Annotated in this window: 17 protein-coding genes; 6 read left to right on the top strand and 11 right to left on the bottom strand. The window is 53.8% G+C overall.

Annotation, left to right across the window (positions count from 1 at the left end):
- Positions 1-119: 119 nt before the first annotated feature.
- Complete coding sequence (locus tag H9X84_RS05185; RefSeq protein WP_205133403.1) at positions 120-494, bottom strand: desulfoferrodoxin family protein; 375 nt, start codon at positions 492-494, stop codon at positions 120-122.
- A 159-nt stretch (positions 495-653) separates the two neighbouring features.
- Between H9X84_RS05185 and H9X84_RS05180 the strand changes: the two genes are divergently transcribed.
- Complete coding sequence (locus H9X84_RS05180) at positions 654-1,286, top strand: Crp/Fnr family transcriptional regulator (protein ID WP_205133373.1); 633 nt, start codon at positions 654-656, stop codon at positions 1,284-1,286.
- Between the two features lie 201 nt (positions 1,287-1,487).
- Positions 1,488-1,946 (top strand): Hsp20/alpha crystallin family protein, encoded by a 459-nt coding sequence (locus H9X84_RS05175; RefSeq protein ID WP_205133374.1) that lies wholly within the window; start codon positions 1,488-1,490, stop codon positions 1,944-1,946.
- Positions 1,947-2,036: 90 nt separating this feature from the next.
- Here the strand turns inward: H9X84_RS05175 and carB (H9X84_RS05170) are convergent, their stop codons facing one another.
- Positions 2,037-5,261, bottom strand: coding sequence for a carbamoyl-phosphate synthase large subunit (gene carB, locus H9X84_RS05170; RefSeq protein ID WP_205133375.1), 3,225 nt, complete (start codon positions 5,259-5,261; stop codon positions 2,037-2,039).
- Positions 5,262-5,278: 17 nt separating this feature from the next.
- On the bottom strand, positions 5,279-5,713 hold the full coding sequence (locus H9X84_RS05165; protein ID WP_205133376.1) for a hypothetical protein: 435 nt from the start codon (positions 5,711-5,713) through the stop codon (positions 5,279-5,281).
- Here H9X84_RS05165 and mgtA (H9X84_RS05160) point away from each other — a divergent pair.
- From mgtA (H9X84_RS05160) to H9X84_RS05145, 4 genes are all read left to right on the top strand, one after another.
- Positions 5,712-8,360, top strand: a complete 2,649-nt coding sequence (mgtA, locus tag H9X84_RS05160) for a magnesium-translocating P-type ATPase (protein ID WP_205133377.1) — start codon at positions 5,712-5,714, stop codon at positions 8,358-8,360. The two genes, H9X84_RS05165 and mgtA (H9X84_RS05160), sit on opposite strands and share 2 nt — an antisense overlap.
- A gap of 16 nt (positions 8,361-8,376) precedes the next feature.
- Positions 8,377-8,883 (top strand): winged helix-turn-helix domain-containing protein, encoded by a 507-nt coding sequence (locus tag H9X84_RS13375; protein ID WP_205133378.1) that lies wholly within the window; start codon positions 8,377-8,379, stop codon positions 8,881-8,883.
- A 249-nt stretch (positions 8,884-9,132) separates the two neighbouring features.
- On the top strand, positions 9,133-11,886 hold the full coding sequence (gene mgtA, locus H9X84_RS05150; protein ID WP_205133379.1) for a magnesium-translocating P-type ATPase: 2,754 nt from the start codon (positions 9,133-9,135) through the stop codon (positions 11,884-11,886).
- Positions 11,887-11,901: 15 nt separating this feature from the next.
- Positions 11,902-12,051 (top strand): hypothetical protein, encoded by a 150-nt coding sequence (locus H9X84_RS05145; protein WP_205133380.1) that lies wholly within the window; start codon positions 11,902-11,904, stop codon positions 12,049-12,051.
- A 45-nt stretch (positions 12,052-12,096) separates the two neighbouring features.
- Here H9X84_RS05145 and carB (H9X84_RS05140) read toward each other — a convergent pair whose 3' ends face one another.
- From carB (H9X84_RS05140) to H9X84_RS05105, 8 genes are read right to left on the bottom strand one after another with little or no spacing between them, the layout of a single operon-like run.
- Positions 12,097-15,279, bottom strand: a complete 3,183-nt coding sequence (gene carB / locus H9X84_RS05140; protein WP_205133381.1) for a carbamoyl-phosphate synthase large subunit — start codon at positions 15,277-15,279, stop codon at positions 12,097-12,099.
- Positions 15,263-16,366 carry a glutamine-hydrolyzing carbamoyl-phosphate synthase small subunit gene (gene carA / locus H9X84_RS05135; RefSeq protein WP_205133382.1) on the bottom strand — a complete coding sequence of 368 codons (1,104 nt, stop codon included), beginning with the start codon at positions 16,364-16,366 and terminating at the stop codon, positions 15,263-15,265. The genes carB (H9X84_RS05140) and carA overlap by 17 nt, the downstream gene beginning before the upstream one ends.
- A 24-nt stretch (positions 16,367-16,390) precedes the next feature.
- Positions 16,391-18,004 carry a CTP synthase gene (locus tag H9X84_RS05130; RefSeq protein WP_205133383.1) on the bottom strand — a complete coding sequence of 538 codons (1,614 nt, stop codon included), beginning with the start codon at positions 18,002-18,004 and terminating at the stop codon, positions 16,391-16,393.
- A 27-nt stretch (positions 18,005-18,031) separates the two neighbouring features.
- Positions 18,032-19,450 carry an adenylosuccinate lyase gene (gene purB, locus H9X84_RS05125; RefSeq protein WP_330612274.1) on the bottom strand — a complete coding sequence of 473 codons (1,419 nt, stop codon included), beginning with the start codon at positions 19,448-19,450 and terminating at the stop codon, positions 18,032-18,034.
- A complete protein-coding gene (locus H9X84_RS05120) occupies positions 19,447-20,739 on the bottom strand; it encodes an adenylosuccinate synthase (protein WP_205133384.1) in 1,293 nt (430 codons plus the stop codon). Before H9X84_RS05120 ends, purB begins: the two co-directional genes overlap by 4 nt.
- Positions 20,740-20,750: 11 nt before the next feature.
- Positions 20,751-21,467 (bottom strand): phosphoribosylaminoimidazolesuccinocarboxamide synthase, encoded by a 717-nt coding sequence (purC, locus tag H9X84_RS05115; RefSeq protein ID WP_205133385.1) that lies wholly within the window; start codon positions 21,465-21,467, stop codon positions 20,751-20,753.
- Between the two features lie 16 nt (positions 21,468-21,483).
- Positions 21,484-23,061, bottom strand: coding sequence for an asparagine synthase B (gene asnB / locus H9X84_RS05110; RefSeq protein WP_205133386.1), 1,578 nt, complete (start codon positions 23,059-23,061; stop codon positions 21,484-21,486).
- 27 nt (positions 23,062-23,088) lie between these two features.
- Positions 23,089-25,185 (bottom strand): glutamine synthetase III, encoded by a 2,097-nt coding sequence (locus H9X84_RS05105; protein WP_205133387.1) that lies wholly within the window; start codon positions 25,183-25,185, stop codon positions 23,089-23,091.
- Between the last annotated feature and the right edge of the window lie 102 nt (positions 25,186-25,287).

The following is a 25,287-nucleotide window of genomic DNA, read 5'->3' as shown; positions in this document are numbered from 1 at the left end:
GCCTCCTTATCTCTTCTTGTCTTTTCCTGTCTATTTTTTCACAAATAAGGAAAAAAGAGGATCGGGTGGGTACCTCATACGATGCCGCACCCGATCCCCGTTTACTTATTTTTCAACGATCAGATTTCTTTTTTCCACAGACCGTGCAGGTTGCAGTATTCATAAGCCGCAACTGCGCTTTCGCCTTCCGCCAGAGCGAATACTGCTTCGGGAGCGCCTGTGTGGTCCAGATATTTGATCTGGAAGCCTTTGTTTGTTTCCAGAACGATCCAGGCGATGTGGTGTTCTTCCAGCATAGGATGTGCTACTTCGCCTACGGTTACTGTTACCTTGCTGCCGTCTACCGCTACCACAGGTACATGCTTTTCGCCTGCGCCGTCGGAAGTGTTCGGGGTCAGTTCCGCCATTTTTTCCCCGCAGCAAACTACGGGAACGCCCTTGTCCTCTACCTTTACGATGATGTTCTTACAGTGTGCGCATCTAAAAAATTTCAGTTCCTTCATAACAAAATTCCTCCTTATTCTTTTTTGATCCTTCTTCTCTATTTTGCGGCATTGTTTCTATTTTATGCCGTTCTTTACTTTTCTACATTTATATGATAGCATAAAAGCAGAAAAAGTCTTGTTGCAAATGCAACAGAAAGAAGGTTTTTTATGAAATTGTTGGATAATCCATTATTTCATGGCGTTTCCCCTGAAGAACTGGACGAAATGACCCACTGTTTTGAGATGGAAGAGCGGACATTCCGGGAAAAAGAGGAGATCCCCATTCATAAAAACGTAGGCATCCTGTTGGAGGGCAGTGTTTCCATCAATCGGCTCAATGCCGACGGCAGTCTGGATATGCTGGAATACATGTCCAACGGCGGCATCTTCGGTTCCTTCTTTTCTCTGTTCGAGGAAATGGGGGATCTTATTGTGGTCTGCGAAAAAAACTGCACTGTGGTCTTTATTGATACCTGCCACATCACCAAGCGGTGCAGCCGGGCCTGCCACCATCACAGTCTGGTGGTGGAGAACCTGCTGAATCTGATGACAGAAAAAGTCCATCAGCTCAGCGAAAAAGTGGAAATCCTCAGCCACCGCTCCATCCGGGGCAAGCTGTTGTGCTATTTCCAGTTCCAGCAGAACAAGACCGGCACGGCGGACTTTTCCCTGCCCTTTTCTTTCAGCGCTCTGGCCAATTATCTCTGTGTGGACCGCAGCGCCATGAGCAGAGAACTAAAAAAAATGAAGAACGAAGGCATCATCCAGATGCAGGGACGAAAGATCACCCTTTTTTCCTGATCCGCCCCAAAAATTGTTAAAAATTTTTCAAAAAATTAGCACTCACCTATTGACAGTGCTAACAAAACGAGTTAAAATACACTTGAACAAAGGAAAAGACCTGATTGATAGATCCTTCCCCGCGTTTGAAACTGCTTTGTTCCCCTGTTTTGCAGGAGGCAACGAAATATGGTTTTTGTGGAGTGAAAGGAGATATGACTTATGTTAATGATGCATCGTATTTTTGGAGACAATCTGTTTGATAACGAAAACTGGTTTGAAACCCCTCTGGATAAGGAACTGCTTTCTCTGGACCGTCCTTTCTACGGCAAGCACGCCAAACACCTGATGAAAACAGACGTAAAGGAAAATGAGGACAGTTTTCAGGTAGAAATTGATCTGCCCGGCTTCCAGAAAGAAGATCTCCAGATCCATCTGGAGGACGGCTATTTGCAGGTAGCGGCAAAGAAATCCACGGAAAAAGAAGAAAAGAACGAAAACGGCGTTTACCTGCGTCAGGAACGGTATACCGGTTCCATGGCCCGCAGCTTCTACGTTGGCGACCAGCTGACACCGGAAGAGATTCAGGCAAAATACGAAAATGGGATTCTGACACTGACCCTGCCCAAAAAGCAGCCGGAACAGATTTCCCATAAAGGCAATATCGCCATTGAAGGCTGACCCCCCTATTTTAAAAAAAGGACGATGCGTTTTTCAACGCATCGTCTTTTTTTTGCAGCGCCGGAAAGCAGGCGCTTTTTTTATTTCTGTTTACGCTTCTGTAATCTTGCTGTGCAGCTCCTGCAGGGAAATCACTTCGCCGCTGCCATGCTGCTGGACATAACGGATGCCTTTGGCCGCCGCTCTTGCCGCCGCGATGGTGGTCATATAAGGGATACGACCCTTGATGGCCGCTTTTCTCAGGTAGCTGTCGTCGTTGACACTGTCTTTGCCTACGGGGGAATTGATAATCAGGTCAATCTGGCCGTTGGTCATCATATCCAGAATATTGGGACGGCCTTCTGTCAGTTTATTGACACGCTCTGCTGCAATTCCCGCTTCCTCCAGCACCTGTGCGGTACCGCCGGTAGCCAGAATACGGAAGCCCGCTTCCGCGAAAATGGACGCTACCTCCGCCACTTCCGCCTTGTCTCTGCGGTTTACGGACATCAGTACAGTACCGTGAAGAGGCAGCTTGGACTGAGTCGCCTCCTGCGCTTTATAGAAGGCTTCGCCGTAGTAAGTGGACAGGCCCAGCACCTCGCCGGTGGAACGCATTTCCGGTCCCAGAACAGGGTCTACCTCCGGGAACATATTGAAGGGGAAGACCGCTTCTTTTACACCATAGTAAGGAATGTTCCCTTCCTTCAAAGAAGGTACGGGAGAGGGTCTGCCTGTGATGTCCTCTGTGATAATCTCCGTTGCCAGAGGCACCATACGGATGTTGCAGACCTTGGATACCAGAGGTACTGTACGGGACGCGCGGGGGTTGGCCTCCAGAACGTATACCTTGCCGTTTTCAATGGCGTACTGCATATTCATCAAGCCCTTAACGTGCATTTCCTCAGCGATCTTTCTGGTATATTCCTTGATGGTCTCCACATTTTCCGGAGAGATATGCACGGAGGGGATGATGCAGGCGGAGTCGCCGGAGTGTACCCCTGCCAGCTCGATATGCTCCATAACGGCAGGCACAAAGGCATGGGTGCCGTCACTGATGGCGTCTGCCTCACATTCCATGGCATGGTTCAGGAAACGGTCGATCAGAATGGGACGGTCCGGTGTTACACCAACAGCCGCCTTCATGTATTCCGTCATAGCTTCGTCGTCATAAACCACTTCCATGCCGCGGCCGCCCAGAACATAGGAAGGACGCACCATCACAGGATAGCCGATACGGTGAGCGATCTCCAGCGCTTCTTCCACATTGACGGCCATGCCGGACTCAGGCATAGGGATTTCCAGTTTTTCCATCATGGCGCGGAACAGGTCTCTGTCTTCCGCCAGATCAATAACCGCGGGAGAGGTACCCAGAATCTTGACGCCGTTTTTCTCCAGAGCCGATGCCAGATTCAAAGGTGTCTGGCCGCCGAACTGAGCGATGACGCCCACAGGCTGCTCTTTCTTGTAAATACTCAGCACATCCTCCAGTGTCAGGGGCTCGAAATAGAGCTTATCGGAGGTATCGTAGTCAGTGGAAACGGTTTCGGGATTGCAGTTAACGATGATGGTCTCAAAACCCAGCTTCTTCAGCGCCAGCGCCGCGTGTACACAGCAGTAGTCAAACTCGATACCCTGGCCGATCCGGTTGGGGCCGCCGCCCAGAATCATGATTTTCGGCTTGTCTGTGCGGATCGGGTTCTTGTCTGTGCCGTTATAGGTGGAGTAGTAGTATGCGCTGTCCTGGGTACCGCTGACGTGTACGCCTTCCCAGTTCTGTTCTACGCCAAGAGCGATTCGTTTTTCTCTCACTGCATCCTCGGAGATCTCCAGAATCTGGCTCAGATATTTATCGGAGAAACCGTCTTTTTTGGCGGTAATAAGCATTTCATCGGGAGGCAGGCTGCCCTTATGCCGCATCAGGGCTTCTTCTTCCTCTACCAGTTCCTTCATCTGCTCCAGGAAATATGTTTTTACTTTTGTCAAAGCGAAGATCTCATCTACGGAAGCGCCTTTGCGCAAAGCCTCATACATAATGAAATGACGGTCGCTGGAAGGTGTTACCAGCATCTTCAGCAGCTCTTCCTTTGTTTTTTCATGATAATTTTTCGCGTAGCCCAGACCGTAGCGCCCTGTTTCCAGAGAGCGGATGGCCTTCTGGAAGGCTTCTTTATAGGTCTTGCCGATGCTCATAACTTCGCCCACAGCGCGCATCTGTGTGCCCAGCTTGTCCTCTACGCCTTTGAATTTCTCGAAGGCCCAGCGGGCGAATTTGATTACCACATAGTCGCCGTCAGGTTTATACTGATCCAGTGTGCCATACTTGCCGCAGGGGATCTCCTTCAAGGTCAGGCCTGCCGCCAGCATGGCGGAAACCAGAGCGATGGGGAAACCGGTGGCTTTGGAAGCCAGCGCGGAGGAACGGCTGGTTCTGGGGTTGATTTCGATAACGATGATCCGGTCTGTCACAGGGTCATGGGCAAACTGTACGTTTGTACCGCCGATAACCTGTACGGACTCTACGATTTTATAAGCCTGCTCCTGCAAGCGTTTCTGACATTCCTCGGAGATGGTCAGCATAGGCGCGGAACAGAAGGAGTCGCCGGTGTGTACCCCCAGAGGGTCGATGTTCTCAATGAAGCAGACAGTAATCATGTTGTTGTCCGCGTCACGAACAATTTCCAGCTCCAGCTCTTCCCAGCCCAGAATAGATTCCTCTACCAGCACCTGACCTACCAGAGATGCCTGGATACCTCTGGCGCAGACTGTTTTCAGCTCTTCTTTGTTGTATACCAGACCGCCGCCGGCGCCGCCCATGGTATACGCGGGACGCAGTACGACGGGATAGCCCAGACGATCGGCAATGCCCAGAGCCTCTTCTACGGAATAAGCAACCTCACTTCTTGCCATTTCAATGCCCAGCGCATTCATGGCTTTTTTGAACTCGATTCGGTCCTCGCCCCGTTCAATGGCGTCCATCTGTACGCCGATGACCTGCACGCCGTATTTCTCCAGAATACCTGCCTGGTACAGCTCCGCGGACAGGTTCAGACCGGACTGGCCCCCCAGATTGGGCAGCAGAGCGTCAGGACGCTCTTTGGCGATGATCTGTTCCAGACGTTCCACGTTCAAAGGCTCGATATAAGTCACATCCGCCGTTTCCGGGTCGGTCATGATAGTAGCGGGGTTGGAATTGACCAGCACGATCTCATATCCCAGCTTTTTCAGGGCCTTGCAGGCCTGGGTGCCGGAATAGTCGAACTCACAGGCCTGTCCAATGATGATGGGCCCGGAGCCGATAATCATGATTTTATGAATATCATTTCTCTTTGGCATATATGGTTCCTCCTGTCTTAGATACACGGGTTTTTTCCTTTTCTTATTATACTCGAAATTCGGGAAAAAGAAACAGAAATTTGCATAAAACGTATAAATATCCATGCAATCATAAAAATACACCCCTCCGTCCCATAAATTTCCATAAAAAGAACTTCCTTCTTTCCCGGTTCCTGTGTTTTATTTGCTATGACGGAGGCTCTCTGTTTTCCGCCTTCTCTCCGCCAACTGTCAGGTTCCACAAAATCATGGCTTTCCTGCCCTTTTATTTTGGCGGCGGCGGAAAAAACAATGCATAAAATAAGTGTATTTTTCAAAAAGAAAGCATATTTCCCCTTATTTTTGCGGGGACGGCAGCCCAAAAAGCTGAAAACGCAAGGAAAAAGTAAGAAATCCCATTGAAAATATATGGTATCATAGGAGCAGAAAAATCCACCAGGAGGTGTTACCATGGCAAAAACCCCCTCTCTCCATCCCCGGCTGGCAAACTGCGCCGGAAGGAGCTGGAAAGAACTATATACCGACTTTTCTCTTTCTCCCCAGGGCTATACCATGGAGGAGGCCGCCCGGAAAAGAGAGACTCTGGGGCACGGCAAAGAAGAACGCCGTCCCTGGGACAGTATCCCCGCCCGGTTGTTCCGCTCCTTCTGCAATCCCTTTTCTCTGGTGCTGCTGGTGCTGGCGGTCGTTTCCTTCCTGACGGACCTGATGCCAAAAACCGCCTATACCCACAGCCGCACCACCGGCGGCGTTATGCTGGCAATGCTCCTTCTCAGCGGGCTTATCCGCTTCTGGCAGGAACTGCGGGCAAAAAAAGCGGCAGACCGGCTCCTTCGTCTGCTGGAAACTACGGTACTGGTACTGCGGGAAGGACAATGGCGGGAAATTTCCTCGGCCCGGCTGGCGGTAGGGGACCAGATCCGTCTGCGGGCGGGAGACCGTGTCCCCGCCGACCTGCGTCTGACCCAGGCCAGAGACCTGTTTCTTTCCCAGTCCATGCTCACAGGGGAAAGCCAGCCTGTGGAAAAGACAGCCGATGCCATCCCCCTGCCCAAAACGCCCTCTCTGGCACAATATCAGAATATCGCTTTCGCCGGCTCCGCCGTCATGGGCGGCAGCGGTGAGGGCATCGTACTGGCTCTGGGAACGGATACCCTTTACGGCGCCCAGCGGGAAAGCGTCAAGAAAAACGCCTCCTTCGACCGAGGGGCCAACGCCATCGCCGGCGTACTGCTGCGGTTCATGGCGGTGCTGCTGCCGCTGGTATTCTTCGCCTGCGGTCTGACCAAGGGAAACTGGGGCGCCGCTTTCTTCTTCGCCCTTTCCGTGGCAGTGGGGCTGACGCCGGAAATGCTGCCTATGGTCATCAGCGCCTGTCTGGCCAAAGGCAGTGCCGTCATGGGGCGGAAAAACACCATTGTAAAAAGCATCAGCGCCATGCAGGCCTTCGGCAGCATGGACGTGCTCTGTGTGGACAAAACGGGGACTCTGACCCAGGACCGGCTCCAGCTGGAATACTATATGGATGTTCTGGGCAACGACAGCCCTCTGGTACTGGACTGCGCCTATCTGAACAGCCTGTACCATACAGGCGTGCAGAACCATCTGGATCAGGCCGTCCTGCGGGTGCGGGAGCTGCCAAACCAGCGGTCCCACTGGGCGGAGCTGGAACGACAGCACGAAAAACTGGATGAGATTCCCTTCGACTATGAGCGAAAAATGGCCAGCGTCCTGGTGAAAGACGGCCAACAGTCCCTCCTGCTGGTCAAAGGTGACGCCGAGGCCGTCTTCCGCCGCTGCAAAGATCTGTGCTATGAAGGAAACACCTATCCCCTGCCGCCGGACCCCATGGCACAACTGGACGCCGCCACCGACGGCCTCATGGCGGATGGAGTAAAATTGCTGGCGGTGGCCCAGAAACGGCAGACAGAGCCGCAGATCACCGCCGATTCCGAAAAAGACCTGACACTGCTGGGCTTTCTAGCCTTTTTCGACCTGCCCAAAACCTCCGCCGCCGACGCGCTGGCGGCTCTGGACCGGCTCCATATCCCCGTGAAGATACTGACCGGGGACCATCTCAGCGTGACCCAGAGCGTCTGCCGCCGGCTGTCCATTCCTGCGGAGAAGGCCCTCACAGGGGAACAGCTGGCGTCCCTGTCCGAGGACGAACTGATGCTGGCGGCGGAAAATACCAGCGTGTTCGCGGAACTGACGCCAAAGCAGAAAGCGAAGATCCTGACGGTGCTGCGGGAAAATGGCCACTGCGTAGGATTTCTGGGGGACGGCATGAACGACCTGCCCGCCGTGCTGGCGGCGGATGTGGGCATTGCCGCCGAAGGCGCCGCCAAAACCCTCCAGGAGGCGGCGGACGTGATCCTGCTGCGAAAGGACCTGGGGGTTCTGGAGGAAGGCGTGCTGGAGGGCCGGAAGGTCTTTGTGAATATGTCCAAATATATCCGCATCACCGCCTCTTCCAATTTCGGCAATATCCTGGCCGTAGCGGCGGCGGCTGTCCTGCTACCTTTCTACCCCATGGCCTCGGTACAGCTTCTGCTTTTAAACCTCCTTTATGACATCCTCTGTCTGATCCTGCCCTGGGACAGTGTGGACGAGGAGCTTTACGCCAGACCACGGCCCTGGCCCGACCGGAAACTGGGGCGGTTCATGGGCTTTTTCGGCCCCATCAGCTTTCTTTTTGATCTGCTGACCTTCGGATTTTTATACTTTTTCCTCTGTCCCGCCCTCTGTGGCGGCGGCTTTTTCCAGCTGACGGCACAACAGCAGTCTCTTTTTGTCTCCCTGTTCCAGGCAGGATGGTTTTTAGAATCCATGTGGACACAGGTGCTGATCCTTCATCTGCTGCGGACCAAACGCCTGCCCTTTGTAGGGAGCCGGCCGGCCCTGCCGGTACTGCTGGTGACGGCAGCGGGCATTTTGGTCTTTACCACATTGACCTTTACGCCTTTGGGAACTCTTTTGGGCATGACGGCACTGCCGCCGGCCTATTTCCTGTTCCTGCTCTGTATCGTCAGCCTGTATCTGGCGGTGGTCACGGCAGCCAAGAGCCTATATGTGAAAAAATACGGCGAATTGATCTAGAAGGGAGGAGAACAGTATGAAGAAAAAACAAATCGACTTTATCAGCCTGTCTCCTTCTCTGACAGAGTGGCTCTGCGAAAAGCTGAAGGCCGCCCCGGCCCATCTGACAGATAGCCGGGAGCTGCTGCGCTCACTGGAGAGCCTGTGTCTGGGGGACAGCCAGAGCCTGATGATAGAGCTTTCCCAGGACCAAGAAGCCCCTCCCGCCGTCCGGGAAGAATTCCTGCGGGCCGGGGACCTGATCCTCTCCGCCAGAACCAGACAGGTACGGCGGGGCGAGGAGGAGATCCCTCTGACCCCCAAGGAATTTGATATCCTTTTTTTCCTGGCCAAAAACAAAGGGGAAGTCTTTACCAAGGAGCAGATCTATCAGGCCGTCTGGGACGGGGAATACCTGCTGGACGACAGCAATATCATGGCCTTTATCCGAAAACTGCGCAAAAAGATCGAACCGGACCCCGGCGCTCCGGCCTATATCCTGACCATCTGGGGCATCGGCTATAAATTTAATGAGCATCTGTAATACAACCCTTCCATGGAAATCCATGGAGGGGTTTTGTTTTTCCCAAAAATCGCAAGAAAAACGCAAGATTTCCGCCATGGGACTTTTTTCTTCCTCCCTTTATACTGGAATGCAGACAAAAACGCGCAGGAGGTGAAAGGCATGGACGCGGACCATATATCCAGAACAGAAAACCATAGGGACAGACGGCAGACAGGCGTACCCTGCCTTTCTTTCCGTCTCCCAAAATAACAACGGGAGGTGTTTCCAATGACGCGGAACAAAACAAAAAACATGACAGCACACACCGCCGCTGAAACGAGAATCAACCAGCGGCTCCATCTGGCGGCCACACAGCCCCTGAAGGAAGTTTTTCAAAAGCTGGATACTTCTCTGCTGGGGCTGGAGGAGGACGGCGTGGAAAAAAACAGGGATCGTTTCGGCAAAAATCAGGTGACCCGGGAAAAGAAAAAATCCCTGGGCCGTCATCTGGCGGAGGCCTTTATCAATCCCTTTACCATTATCCTCTTTGCCCTGGCGCTGGTTTCCGCCGCCACAGATATTGTATTTCCTTATTTCTCCCTTTTCGGGAGCCGGCCGGAGGACATCAGCTGCTTCGGCGTTATCATCATACTGACCATGGTACTCATTTCCGGCGTTCTTCGCTTTACCCAGGAAAGCCGCAGCGGCAGCGCCGCGGAAAAGCTCCTGTCCATGATTACCACCACCTGCACCGTGCGGCGGCGGGAAGAAGGGGAACAGGAGATCCCGCTGGAACAGACCGTTGCCGGCGACATCATCCGTCTGTCGGCAGGGGATATGATCCCGGCGGACCTGCGGATCATAGAGGCAAAGGACCTTTTTGTCAGCCAGTCCTCCCTGACGGGGGAAAGCGAGCCTGTGGAAAAAACGGCGGCCATTTCCCAGCCTATGGACAGCGTGACAGACTACGCCAACATGGCCTTTCTGGGCAGCAGTGTTATTTCCGGCTCCGCTTTGGGCGTGGCGGTGGCTGTGGGGGACGAAACTCTCTTTGGCTCCATGGCAAAGGCGGCGGCCGCCGAACCCGCGGAAACCAGCTTTACCCGGGGCGTCAACGCCGTTTCCTGGGTACTGATCCGCTTTATGCTGGTGATGGTGCCTGTGGTATTTCTGGTCAACGGCATCACCAAAGGGGACTGGCTGGGGGCCTTCTTCTTCGGCGTTTCCATCGCCGTGGGCCTGACGCCGGAAATGCTGCCTATGATCGTGACAGCCTGCCTGTCCAAAGGCGCCCTTTCCATGAGCAAAAAGAAAACCATTGTGAAAAATCTCAATTCCATACAGAATTTCGGCGCCATGGACATCCTCTGCACCGATAAGACCGGCACACTGACCCAGGATCAGGTAGTGCTGGAATACCATTTGAATCTCATGGGCGGCGAGGACAGCCGTGTCCTGCGCCATGCCTATTTGAACAGCTATTTCCAGACCGGCTATAAAAACCTGATGGACATCGCCATCATCCGCAAGACAGAAGAAGAGGAAGGGGAAAACCCGGCGCTGACCGATCTTTCCGCCGCTTATGTAAAGGTGGACGAGATCCCCTTCGACTTCACACGCCGCCGTCTTTCCACCGTAGTGCAGGACGCCTCCGGCAAGACCCAGATGGTGACGAAAGGGGCTGTGGAGGAAATGCTCTCCGTCTGCGCCTTCGCGGAATATGAGGGGCAGGTAGCCCCTCTGACAGAGGACATCCGCCGCCACATCCTCCAGAAAGCCGACGAGCTCAACGAAAAGGGCTTTCGGGTGCTGGCGGTGGCGCAGAAAAGCAATCCTTCTCCCGTAGGCGCCTTTGGCGTAAAGGATGAGTGCGATATGGTGCTGTTAGGCTATCTGGCCTTCCTGGACCCGCCCAAGGAATCCACCGCCGGGGCCATTTCCGCCCTGAACCACCACGGCGTTTCCGTGAAAATCCTCACCGGGGACAATGATAAGGTGACACGGGCCATCTGCAAACAGGTGGGTCTGTCCTCCCGGGAGATGCTTCTGGGCAGAGACCTGGACCGTATGGACGACAGCCAGCTGCGGCAGGCGGCCCTTTCCACTGACGTATTCGCCAAGCTCTCCCCGGCCCAGAAGGCCAGAGTGGTGTCTGTGCTGCAGGACAGCGGCCATACGGTAGGCTTTCTGGGGGACGGCATCAATGACGCTGCCGCCATGAAGGCCGCCGACATCGGCATTTCCGTAGATTCCGCCGTGGACATCGCCAAGGAGTCCGCCGACATCATCCTGCTGGAAAAAGACCTGATGGTGCTGGAGGAAGGCATTCTGGAAGGCAGAAAAACATACGCCAATATGATCAAATACATCAAAATGACGGCCTCCTCCAATTTCGGGAATATGTTTTCCGTACTGGCGGCGGCGGCCCTGCTGCCTTTCCTGCCCATGGCCAGCATCCAGCTGCTGCTACTGAACCTGATTTATGATCTTTCCTGCACCGCCATCCCCTGGGACCATGTGGACGAGGAATTTCTGCGTGTCCCCAGAAAATGGGACGCTTCCTCCGTAGGAAAATTCATGCTGTGGATCGGCCCCGCCAGCTCTATTTTTGACTTTACCACGTATCTGTTCCTGTATTTTATTTTCTGCCCCATCTTTGTTTCCCATGGGGTGATGTACCACGATCTGGCGGCCCATTTCAGCGGGAATGAGCTGATCGCCATGAAAACGGCTTATATCGCTCTGTTCCAGGCGGGCTGGTTCGTAGAATCCATGTGGAGCCAGACCTTTGTCATCCATATGATCCGCACGCCAAAGCTGCCCTTCCTCCAGAGCAGGGCCTCCGCCTCCGTCACCCTGCTGACCATGGCGGGCATTGTCGTTCTGACGGCCATCCCTTTCACTCCGCTGGGGTCTGTGCTGGGACTGGCGCCGCTGCCCCTGTCCTTCTTCTTCTATCTTGTGCCCTGCATCCTGTTTTATATGATGCTGGCAACGTCTTTGAAAAAGGCTTATGTGCGCCGCTACGGCGAATTGCTGTAAAAGGAGGGATGTCTGATGAAATGGATGGTATTATTCTCTGACTGGCTGGGAAGAACGGAATTCTTCGGCATTGATCTGGGATTCTGGGTCGGCATGGCCGCCGTTCTTCTGCTGGTTTTCCTGATGAATATGGCGGCCTGGCGCCGCGGGCCAAAGAAAGAATAAAAGAAGGCCGTGTATCCGTTCAATGGGATACACGGCCTTTTTGCGTTATACCGCGTCAATGGGTGATATTTTCATAGTAGTTTCTTCCAGCACATCCAGCAATACCTTTACGGTATCCAGTGCCGTCAGCATCGTCACATTGTTTTCGCTGGCGCAGCGGCGCAGGGCAAAGCCATTATCCATACCTGCCTCCGAAGAAACAGAGCGGGTATTGATAACATAGCTGACATAGCCCGCCCGCAGGGCCTCGACAATTTCACTGCCGCCTTCTGTCAGCTTAGCGCACACCCGTGCGGGAACACCATGGGCGTTCAGGAAAGCCGCCGTGCCTTCTGTGGCCTCCAGATGGAAGCCCATATCATAAAACCGTTTCAATAACGGCAGCGCCTCTTCCTTATCCTCGTCCGCCAGAGACGCCAGTACGGTGCCGTAATTTTGCAGCCGCATCCCCGACGCCGTCAGCGCTTTATATAACGCGCGATGGAGCCGGTCGTCGTAGCCAATGGCTTCGCCGGTGGATTTCATCTCGGGAGACAGATACGCGTCCATACCCCGCAGCTTGGAGAAGGAGAACACCGGCGCCTTGACATACCAGCGTTTCTTTTCCTGGGGATAGATACGGAAGATCCCCTGCTCCGGCAGGCTCAGTCCCAGCATCACCAGTGTGGCCATATCCGCCAGAGGATAGCCGGTGGCCTTGGAAAGGAAGGGTACCGTCCGGGAGGATCTGGGGTTTACCTCGATGATAAACACGTTTTCTTCCCGATCCACAATAAACTGGATATTAAACAGGCCCCGGATGCCAATGGCAAGGCCCAGCCTTCTGGTATAGTCCAGAATGGTGGCCTTGACCTGCTCCGACAGACTGAAGGGGGGATACACGCTGATGGAGTCGCCGGAATGGACGCCGGTACGCTCTACCAGTTCCATGATCCCCGGCACGAATACCTTCACGCCGTCACAAATGGCGTCTACCTCCACTTCTTTCCCCTGAATATATTTATCTACCAGTACAGGCTTATCCTTGTCCACCTCTACGGCGGTCTTTAAATACTGGCGCAGTTCTTTTTCCCCGGCTACAATCCGCATGGCCCGGCCCCCCAGTACGAAGCTGGGACGCACCAGCACGGGATAGCCGATCTCCGCCGCCGCCCGGACGCCTTCTTCCAGATCTGTCACCGCCCGGCCCTTGGGCTGAGGGATCTCCAGCTCTTCCAGCAGTTTTTCGAACACATCCCGGTTCTCCGCCCGTTCCATGGCCTCGCAGTCTGTGCCGATGATGGAGACGCCCCGCTGCTGCAGCGGCGCCGCCAGATTGACAGCCGTCTGGCCGCCCAGAGAGGCAATGACCCCTTCCGGCTGCTCCAGCTCAATGACATTCATCACGTCCTCCACGCAAAGGGGCTCAAAATAGAGCTTGTCCGAAGTGGTATAGTCCGTGGAAACAGTTTCCGGGTTATTGTTGATGATGATGGCCTCATATCCGGCCTTCTGTATGGTCTGTACCGCATGGACAGAGGAATAGTCGAACTCTACTCCCTGGCCGATACGGATGGGGCCGGAGCCCAGCACAATGATCTTACGCTTTTCAGAGGGTGCGGATTCGTTTTCCTCCTCATAGGTAGAGTAGTAGTAGGGGATATAGCTGGAAAACTCCGAAGCGCAGCTGTCGATCATTTTATACTTCGGGAACATCCCCCATTCCTTGCGCATACGGAAGATCTCCTCCTCCGTGGTCCGCCACAGCTTGGCGGCGATCCAGTCGGAAAAGCCCAGGCGTTTGGCCTCGTAGAGAGCCGCCCGATCGCCGGGATGGGCCGCCAGAGCCACTTCCTCCTCCACAATCCGCTGGATGCCCCGCAGGAAAAACAGATCAATGGCCGTCTTTTCCGCCAGCGTTTCCGGCGTATATCCCCGCCGCAGCAGGGCCGCCAGAGCGTAGATCCTGTCGTCGGTGCCGATCTGGATATAGCTCAGCAGTTCCTGATCCGTCATAGGGTCAAACTTAGGCAGATACAGATGGCGGGCGCCGCTTTCCAAAGAGCGTACCGCCTTTAAGAGACTTTCCTCGAAATTCCGGCCGATGCCCATGACTTCCCCGGTGGCCTTCATCTGGGTACCCAGCTCGTTGCTGGCCTCGGCAAATTTCTGGAAGGGGAACCCGGGCATTTTCGTAACGATATAGTCCAACGCCGGCTCAAAGGCCGCCGGTGTATTGGCCAGCATAATTTCCTCCAGGGTCATGCCTACGCCGATCTTGGCGGAAACTCTGGCAATGGGGTAGCCGCTGGCCTTGGACGCCAAAGCCGAGGAACGGGATACCCTGGGATTTACCTCAATGAGGTAATACTGGAAGGACTTCGGGTCCAGAGCGAACTGCACATTACAGCCCCCTTCGATTTCCAAAGCCCGGATGATGCGCAGGGCGCTGTCCCGCAGCATCTGATATTCTTTATTGGTCAGTGTCTGGGACGGGCAGACCACAATGGAATCCCCCGTATGGATACCCACCGGGTCCAGATTTTCCATATTGCAGACAGCGATGGCCGTATCGGCGCTGTCCCGGATCACTTCGTATTCAATTTCTTTATAGCCTTTTACGCTTTTTTCCACCAGTACCTGCCCCACAGGGGAAAGGGCCAGCCCTTTTTGCAGCAGAATACGACATTCCTCCGGCGTATGGGCAAAGCCGCCGCCGGTGCCGCCCAGCGTAAAGGCGGGACGCAGTACCACAGGATAACCGATTTCCTGAGCGATCCGCAGACCGTCCTCCAGGGTTTCAGCAATATCCGAAGGCATGACCGGCTCACCCAGGCTCTGGCAGAGCTCTTTGAATTCCTCCCGGTCCTCCGCCCGGCGGATACTGCTGCTTTTGGTACCCAGCAGTTCTACCCGACATTCCGCCAGAACACCCTTTTCCTCCAGCTGCATCGCCAGATTCAGCCCCGTCTGGCCACCGATGCCCGGCAGGATGGCGTCCGGCCGCTCATAGCGGATGATTTTCGCCAGATATTCCAGCGTCAAAGGCTCCATATAGACCTTATGGGCAATCTGCGTATCGGTCATAATGGTAGCGGGATTGGAATTGCACAGCACTACCTCATAGCCCTCTTCCTTCAGAGCCAGACAGGCCTGTGTCCCCGCATAGTCAAATTCCGCCGCCTGCCCAATGACAATGGGACCGGAGCCGATGACCAGTATTTTCTTCAGATCACTTCGTTTTGCCATATGCGGTATCCTCCTTCAGCCAATCCAGAAAACGATCAAACAAATGGGCACTGTCCTGAGGTCCGGGCGCGCTTTCCGGATGGAACTGCACGCTCATGACACGGTCCTCCCGGCACATCATGCCCTCCACAGTGCCGTCCAGCAGATTTTTATGGGTCAGTGTCAGCGGGGTATGGCAGAGGCTTTCCTCCGCTACGGCATAAGAATGATTCTGCGCCGTCATGCTCACATGCCCGGTTGTCAGATCCTTTACCGGGTGGTTGCCGCCATGATGGCCGAATTTCATTTTATACATTTTGGCGCCGTAGGAAAGGGCCAAAATCTGATGGCCCAGGCAGATACCGAATATAGGATATTTCCCCCGCAGGGCTCTGGCCGTCTCCATTACCTCCGGCACATCCTCCGGGTCCCCCGGCCCGTTGGAAAAGAATACGCCGTCGGGCCTCAGGGCCATAATCTCCTGTGCCGTTGTATTCCACGGCACTACGGTCACATCGCAGTTTCTCTGATGCCACTGGCGCAGGATATTGCCTTTGATGCCGCAGTCCACCGCCACAATATGGAATTCCGGCTCCTTTGCCGGAAGACGCCAGATCTCTTTGCAGCTGACTCTGGCTACGGCGTCTTTTGGCACCGGTGTCGCCTTCAGTTTGGCCAATCCCTCCTCCAAAGGGGTTGCCGCGTCCGTCAGCAGTGCCCGGCGGCTGCCGAAATCCCGGATGGAACGGGTCAGTTTTCTGGTATCCACACCGTAAATGCCGGGGATATGGAACCGCTCCATGACTGCCCCCAGAGTCTCCTCACTGCGGAAATAAGAGGGCGCGTCATTGTATTCCCGCAGGATCATGGCGGAAATGGTAGGGGTCTGCGTTTCATAGTCGTCTTTTGACATGCCGTAATTCCCGATCAGGGGATAGGTCATCACAACGCCCTGGCCCGTATAGGAGGGATCGGAAAGAATCTCCTGATACCCCGCCATGGACGTATTGAATACCAGCTCAAACACGCTGTCATCCTCGCTGCCGAAGCCCCAGCCGTAATATTCACTTCGATCCTCCAGGATCAGTTTTCTGTTCTTAGGCCCCATCATCTCTTCTCCTTTCCGTCGTATTTATCTCTCTTTTTGTTTTTTCTGTTTCAATGCCGCCTCTATAAAGCCCGCAAACAACGGATGCGGGCGATTGGGCCGGCTTTTAAATTCCGGATGGAACTGCACACCGATATAAAAAGGGTGCTCCGGCAGTTCCACCGTCTCCACCAGTCTGCCGTCGGGAGACAGGCCGCTGAGGCACAGCCCCGCTTCTGTCAGACACTGGCGGTATTCGGGATTGAATTCATACCGGTGACGGTGGCGCTCCATAATCCTGTCCGTCCCGTAGCATTTCTCCATCATGCTGCCTTTTTGGATCAGACAGGGATAGGCGCCCAAACGCAGAGTGCCCCCCATCTCCACTTCCTTGCTCTGACCGGGAATAAAGTCAATGACCTTATGGGCACAAAGCTCATCGAACTCTCCGGAATTGGCATCCGCAAGTCCGGCCTTGTCCCGGGCAAAAGAAATGACGGCAGTCTGCATTCCAAGGCAGATGCCCAGATAGGGGATCTTCTGGTCTCTGGCATAGCCCGCCGTCAGGACCATGCCTTCCACCCCTCTCTGGCCAAAGCCGCCGGGGACCAGAATACCGTCCAGTCCCGCCAGCTTTTCGCCTTTGTTTTCCATGGTAATCTCCTCTGAGTCGATCCAGCGGATCTGGACCTTCGTATTATTGGCATATCCGCCATGGCCCAACGCCTCCGCTACGGAAAGATAGGCGTCATGCAGACGCACATATTTCCCCACCAGACCAATGGTAACACAATCCGGTCTGGATTGAATCCGCTCAACGGTCTCCTCCCATTCCGCCAGATTGGGGGGCGGCGTCTCCAACCCCAGTTCCCGGCAGACCACCGATGAAAAATGGGATTTTTCCAGCATCAGCGGCGCCTCGTAAAGGATAGGCACCGTCCGGTTTTCGATGATGCAGTCCGGCTTCACATTACAGAACAAAGCCACCTTCTGGAAAACCTCCTTTTCCAATGGTTCATCACAGCGCAGCACCACCAGATCCGGATGAATGCCCAGCCCCTGCAGCTCCCGAACGGAGTGCTGGGTGGGTTTCGTTTTATGCTCCTTTGTATTCTGCAAATAGGGGATCAGCGTCACATGGATAAACAGGCTGTTTTCCCTGCCGACTTCCAGAGAAATCTGGCGCACCGCCTCCAGAAAAGGCTGGGATTCCATATCCCCAATGGTACCGCCGATTTCTGTAATGACCACGTCCGCGCCGGTCTTTTGCCCTACTCGATATACAAAATCCTTGATCTCATTCGTAATATGGGGGATTACCTGTACCGTAGAGCCCAGATATTCTCCCCGCCGCTCCTTTTGGAGCACATTCCAGTACACCTTGCCTGTCGTCAGGTTGGAGTACCGATTCAGATCCTCATCAATAAATCTCTCATAATGGCCCAGGTCCAGGTCCGTTTCCGCGCCGTCTTCCGTCACAAAGACCTCTCCGTGCTGGTAAGGGCTCATGGTACCCGGGTCTACATTGATATAAGGGTCCAGCTTTTGGGCCGCCACTTTCAGGCCACGCGCCTTCAACAGCCGCCCCAAAGACGCCGCCACAATGCCTTTTCCCAGGCCGGAAATGACGCCGCCGGTCACAAAAATATATTTCGTCATGGTTTGGCTCCCTTCTGTCCAGAAATATTATACCTGGATCTCTGTTTTTTCCCGTTTCACATCCCGCAGCAGCGGACGCACCTTCTTCAGATACGCCTCAACCTGATGGGCACAGCGTCCCGTGTAAGCGGAAGGCTCCAGGACTTTTTCCATTTCCTCCTCTGTCATGGAGAAGGCAGGCTCCGCCGCCAGACGGGCCAGCAGATCGCAGGAACGGCCTTCCTTCATTTCCGCTGTGGCCGCCATAGAGCAGCGGCGGATGATCTCGTGAATCTCCTGACGGTCGCCGCCCTGTTTTACGGCTTCCATCATCAGATTTTCCGTAGCGATAAAGGGCAGATATTCCCATACGGTCTTTTCCACGATCTTTTCGTTTACATGAAGGCCGTCTGTCACATTCTGGGCCAGACGCAGCAGGGCGTCGGCGCACAAAAAGCCCTCCGGCATGGAAATACGCCGGTTGGCGGAATCATCCAGAGTACGTTCCAGCCACTGGGTAGAGGCTGTCATAGGCGCGTTGGCCGCGTCCGCCATCAGATATCTGGCCAGAGAGCAGATCCGCTCGCAGCGCATGGGATTGCGTTTGTAGGCCATGGCGGAGGAACCGATCTGATCCTTCTCAAAGGGCTCTTCCAGCTGACGGTCGTGCTGTAATAAACGGATGTCATTTGCCATTTTATACAGGCTCTGGGCAATGGCGGACAGACAGTTCAAAATCCGGCTGTCCACTTTTCTGGAATAGGTCTGCCCGCAGACGTCATAGCAGGCGGAGAAGCCGAAGATCTCACAAAGACGGGCGTTCATTTTGTCGATCTTTTCCTCATCGCCCTCAAAAAGATCCAGGAAGCTGGCTTCTGTACCGGTAGTACCGCGGCAGCCCAAAAATTTCAGATGCTCCTCCACAAAATTCAGTTCTTCCAGATCCGCTACCAGATCCTGTATCCACAATGTGGCCCGTTTGCCTACCGTCACCAGCTGTGCCGGCTGGTAATGGGTATAGCCCAATGTAGGCATGGCCTTATATTCCTCGGCGAAATCCGCCAGATTGGCAATCACGCCCAGCAGGCCCTGACGCAGATAGCGCAGACCCTGACGATACAGAATCAGGTCGGCGTTATCCGTTACGTAGCAGCTGGTAGCCCCCAGATGGATAATGCCCGCCGCGGCAGGCGCAACCTGGCCGAAGGCGTAAACATGGGCCATAACGTCATGGCGCACCTGTTTTTCCCGTTTCGCCACACAATCATAATCTATTTCTTCCAGATGGGCTTCCATCTGGCTGATCTGTTCTTTGGTAATGGGCAGGCCCAGTTCCATTTCCGCCTGTGCCAGAGCGATCCACAGCTTTCTCCAGGTCAGATACCGCGCGTCGGAAGAAAACAGGGCAAGCATCTCCTTAGAGGCATAGCGGGAAGCCAAAGGGGATTGATAAGTATTGGTCATCATTTCTGTTCTCCTTTCTCACGAACAATCAGGCTGTTTCTTTCCGGCCCCACAGAAACGTATTTGATATGGCAGCCGATGCGTTCTTCTATCCATTCCACATAATCTCTTGCGGCCCGGGGCAGATCCTCCCATGTTCTTACGCCGGAAATATCGCATTTCCAGCCTTCCATCCAGTCAAAGACAGGCTTTGCCGCAGCCAGCGCTGTGGGGAAGGGGAATTCCTCCGTTTCCTTGCCGTCTACCACATAAGAGCGGCAGACAGGAATCTTGTCCATATAGCTGAGCACGTCCAGCTTGGTCAGAGCGATTTCTGTGGCGCCCTGCACCATAACGCCGTATTTGGTAGCCACCACATCCAGAGGGCCTACACGGCGGGGACGTCCTGTTTTCGCGCCGTATTCCGCACCGGCGGCCCGCAGAGCTTCCGCTTCCTCGCCGAACCACTCGCAAACAAAGGGGCCTTCTCCCACACAGGTGGAATACGCCTTTACTACGCCCACCACACGGTCCATGGTCAAAGAGGGCAGACCTGCCCCCACCGGTGCGTAAGCCGCGGTGGTATGGGAAGAAGTGGTATAGGGATGGATGCCGTAGTCCAGATCCCGCAGCGCCCCCAGCTGGGCCTCGAACAGGATTCGTTTGCCGTCCTTCTCCGCCTGCGCCAGGAACTGGGCGCTGTCACACAGATAAGGTACCAGCTTCTTGGCATAGGATTCCACCCACGCGTCCAGTTCTTCCATAGTATAGGGCTTTGCGCCGTATACCCCTGTCAGTGTCAGGTTTTTCCATTCCAGCAGGTCCGCCAGATGCTGGCGCAGTTCCTCCGGATAAAGCAGTTCCCCGGCCAGCACGGTCTTTTTCTGATATTTGTCCGCGTAAAAAGGCGCGATGCCCTGTTTGGTAGAACCGTATTTCTTATCTTTCAGACGGGCCTCCTCCAGCTCGTCCTGAAGCCGGTGCCAGGGCATGAGCAGAGAAGCTCTGCTGCTGATTTTGAGATTTTCCGGTGTTACGGCCACACCCTGAGAACGTACCTGTTCCAGTTCCTGCCACAGGCTTTCCGGGTCCACAGCCACATCGTTGCCCAACAGATTCATTACACCGGGATGAAAAATACCGGAGGGGAGCAGATGCAGGGCGAATTTCCCCTGTTCGTTGATTACCGTATGGCCGGCGTTGCCGCCGCCCTGATAGCGTACGACTACATCATACTGTTCTGTCAGCAAATCCACCATACGGCCCTTGCCTTCATCCCCCCAGTTGATGCCTACAATCGCGCAATTAGACATATAGATCCTCCTTATCTCAAATGTTCTTCCAATCTTCTCATGACCTCCGCATAGGCGTCCTCTGTGCCGCCCAGGTCTCTGCGGAAACGGTCCTTATCCAGCTTTTCCTTTGTCTGGCTGTCCCACAGACGGCAGGTATCGGGGCTGATTTCATCGGCCAGGATCACAGTGCCGTCGGCTGTCTTGCCAAATTCCAGCTTGAAGTCCACCAGAATGACGCCGCAGTCTGCCCAGAAGGCTTTCAGCTCCTCGTTGATGGCAAAGGCGTATTTCTTGATGGTCTCAATCTCTTCCTGCGTCGCCAGACCCATGGCAACGGCATGATAGCTGTTGAGAAGAGGATCGCCCAGATCGTCGTTTTTATAGGAAAACTCAATGGTAGGCATGGAAAAGGCAGTCCCTTCCTCTACTCCGTAACGCTTGGAAAAAGAGCCAGCCGCCAGATTGCGGATGATGACCTCCAAAGGCAGAATGGTAACCTTCTTTACCAGTGTTTCTCTTTCGTTGAGCTCCTCCACGAAATGTGTGGGAATTCCTTTTTTCTCCAGATACGCCATCAGACGATTGCTCATGTGGTTATTGATAACGCCTTTGCCTTCAATGGTGCCTTTTTTCAGGCCGTTGAACGCGGTAGCGTCATCCTTATAGGACACCACCAGCAGTTCCGGCTGGTCGGTGGCATATACTTTTTTCGCCTTTCCTTCGTAAAGCTGTTCTCTTTTTTCCATGTTTTTCTCCTCCTGTTTATTTGCCGCTGTCGCCGTAATTCGCCAGCACTCTGGCGGAGGGGTCATTTACCTGACAACCCTCCCAATCGGGGTTAGGCATCCAGAAGCCGGCAATCATCTCCGCCTGGCTGGGATAATACTTCTCAAAAATTTCCCGATAGAGCAAAGATTCTTTTGTAAACGGCGGCGCATAATCATATTTTCGGCATTTCTTTTGAAATTCTTCTTCTGAATATAATGTTTCGGCGTACTCCTTCAGATCGTCCACCATAGAATGACCTACCGCATCGGAAAAGGCCGCTTTCTCTCTCCACAGAATTTCCTCCGGCAGATACTCTCCGATAAAAGCACGGCGAAGCAAATATTTCCCCTTATTATAATGATTCATTTTTACCTCTGGGTCAAGAGACATTACATAAGAAACGAAATCTAAATCGCCAAAAGGCACTCTTGCCTCCAGAGAATTTACGCTGATACACCGGTCCGCCCGCAGAACATCATACATATGCAGCTGGCGGATACGCTTCTGGGACTCCTGCTGAAAGGCCGCCGCGTCCGGGGCGTAATCCGTATATTTATATCCAAACAGCTCATCCGAGATCTCGCCTGTCAAAAGGACGCGAATATCCGTCTTTTCATGAATGGCGCGGCACAGCAGATACATGCCCATGCTGGCCCGGATGGTAGTAATATCATAAGTCCCCAGCAGCCGGATGACCGTTTCCAGCGAAGAGAGGACTTCTTCCCTTGTCATATAGATCTCCGTATGCTCACTGCCAATGTAGTCCGCTACTTCCTTGGCATATTTCAGATCAATGGCGTCCTTTTCCATCCCAATGGCAAAGGTGCGAATGGGCGTATGACTTTTGCGGGCCGCGATGGCGCAGACCAGAGAGGAATCCAGACCACCGGAGAGAAGATAGCCTACTTTCGCGTCTGCCGTCAAACGCTTTTCTACGGCCGCCGTCAGCTTTTGACGGATCTTCCGGCAAATGGTATCCAGATCATCATAACAAACCTCCTCTACCCGGGACATATCACGGTAACAGATAAATGTTCCGTTTTTATAGTAATGTCCGGGAGGGAAGGGCAAAATACGCGTGGCAAGCCCCACCAGATTTTTCGCCTCGCTGGCGAACAGAATCACGCCGTTTTTATCATAGCCATAATACAGGGGGCGAATACCGATAGGGTCTCTGGCGGCAATATATTCCCCCGTTTCGCCATCGTACAGGATACAGGCGAATTCCGCGTCCAGCATGGAAAACATTTCCACGCCGTATTCCCGGTACAAAGGCAGCAATACCTCACAGTCAGAATCGCTCTGGAAGGAATAACGCTCCGAAAGCGCTTCCTTTAATTTCTCAAATCCATATATTTCCCCATTACAGACGGCATAGCTGCCATCCAGGCAAAAGGGCTGCATTCCGGCCGAAGTCAGGTCCATAATCGCCAGCCGGTGGAATCCCAACAATCCCTTTCCGGTATCTATAATACGGCTGTCATCCGGTCCTCTGGAAACAGTACGGTAAAATCCCGTTTCAAATAATTCCCTTTGCACGCCGCTGCCGCAATATCCCATAATTGAACACATAAGCGGTACCTCCCTTCCCTTTTTACGTTAACGTACACCAAAAAGCAATTCTCCATAGGTAGGAAACGGCCAGTACTGTTTTGCCGTTTTCTTTTCCGCCTCATCGCAGACCTGACGGAGCTGCTCCATTTTGGGCCGGACCACATCCCGCAGCAGGCGGGACTGAAGGTATACATCATTTTTTGTTTCCGCGTCTTCCGTGGCCCCTTCCAGCTCCTCTGTCTTCTCAGCGATCTCATCCGCCAGAGCGGAAAGCGCCGTGACAGTATCCCGTTCAAAGGAGCAGGCAATGCCCGCGTCCAGATTTTTTTTCGCCGCGGCCGTTTTCGCCAGACAAAGCATATAGCTCTGCAAAGCGGGCAGGATTTCCTTTCTTGCCATATCCACCATGGTATTGGCCTCGATCAGTACCGTCTTGCAGTAGTTTTCCAGCGTAATCTCACAGCGGGAATGCAGTTCCGGCGCGGAATACACCTTATGTCTGGTCAGCATTTCCATGTTCTTTTCCTCCAGAATACGGGGCACGCAATCCGGTGTGGTGGGATCGTTGGTCAGTCCTCGTTCCTCCACCGCCTCTTTTACCCAGCTGTCGTCATAACCGTTTCCGTTGAAGATAATCCGTTTATGGGCGGAAATCGTCTCCCGCAGCAGATCGTGGAGTTCCCCTTCGAAATCCTCCGCCCCTTCCAGCCGGTCGGCAAAGATCCGAAGACTTTCCGCCACAGCCGTATTCAGCATGATATTGGCACAGGCAATGCTGTTGGAAGAGCCCAGCATCCTGAATTCGAATTTATTCCCGGTAAAAGCAAAGGGGGAGGTCCGGTTCCGGTCCGTGCTGTCCTTAGGGAATTTCGGCAGCACCACTGCCCCCAGCTTCATATTTGTCTTTTTGGCGCCATGATAGGGCTTATCCTGCTCCAGCGCCTCCAGAACCCCATTCAGTTCCTCCCCCAAAAACATGGAAACGATAGCCGGCGGCGCCTCGTTGGCCCCCAGCCGCAGATCGTTGCCGGCCGTGGCTACGGAAATCCGCAGCAGATCCTGATAATCATCTACCGCCTGAATCACGGCGCATAAAAACAGCAAAAACTGCGCGTTCTCATGAGGGGTTTCCCCGGGAGAAAGCAAATTGATTCCTGTATCTGTCGAAAGAGACCAGTTATTGTGTTTTCCGGAACCATTGACACCGGCAAAGGGTTTCTCATGCAGCAGGCATACCAGATGGTGACGGGCCGCCACCTTCTGCATGATCTCCATGGTCAGCTGATTGTGGTCCGTGGCGATATTGGTCGTCGTATAGATGGGCGCCAGCTCATGCTGGGCGGGGGCAACTTCGTTATGCTCTGTTTTGGCCAAAATGCCCAGCTTCCATAATTCCTGATTCAAATCCTCCATAAATTCCTCTACTCTGGGCGGGATTACGCCAAAGTAATGGTCATCCAGCTGCTGGCCTTTGGGCGGCTTCGCCCCGAACAAAGTACGTCCCGTAAACATCAGATCCCGCCGCTGGCGGTACATCTGTTCATCAATCAGAAAATATTCCTGCTCCGGTCCCACACAGGTGCGGACGCATTTTACCTGTTCATTTCCGAAGAGTTTCAGGATACGCATGGCCTGTCTGTTCAGCGCTTCCATAGAACGAAGCAGCGGCGTCTTTTTGTCCAGCGCCTCCCCTGCGTAGGAGCAAAAAGCCGTCGGAATACAAAGTGTTTTCCCCTTCAGAAAAGCGTAAGAAGTCGGGTCCCAGGCCGTATATCCCCTGGCCTCAAATGTAGCCCGCAGACCTCCCGATGGGAACGACGACGCGTCCGGTTCCCCTTTAATCAGCTCTTTTCCGGAAAATTCCATAATAACTCTGCCATCGGGAGAAGGGGAAATAAAGCTGTCATGCTTCTCCGCCGTAATCCCTGTCATCGGCTGGAACCAGTGGGTATAATGAGTAGCGCCGTGGGCAACGGCCCATTCTTTCATGGCTTCCGCCACAGCGTTGGCTACGCTGATATCCAGCTTCGCCCCTTCATCAATAGTCTTTTTCAGGGAACGGTAAACTTCACTGGATAAATTTCCTTTCATGACTCTATCATCAAATACAAAACAGCCAAAATAATCCGATACCTTCTCCATAGCAAAACTCCTTTCTTTTCCGTACTGTCTTTTTCTTTTCTTTTGTTTTTTCTTACAAAAAAAGACAAAGGCGCCTTTGAGGTTTTTCCTCAAAGACGCCTT

This window comes from Anaerotignum lactatifermentans (assembly GCF_016902535.1).
Lineage (GTDB): Bacteria > Bacillota > Clostridia > Lachnospirales > Anaerotignaceae > Anaerotignum > Anaerotignum lactatifermentans_A.
The sequence above is the reverse complement of the archived record's forward strand: the minus strand, read 5'-3'. Positions and strand labels throughout refer to the sequence as shown.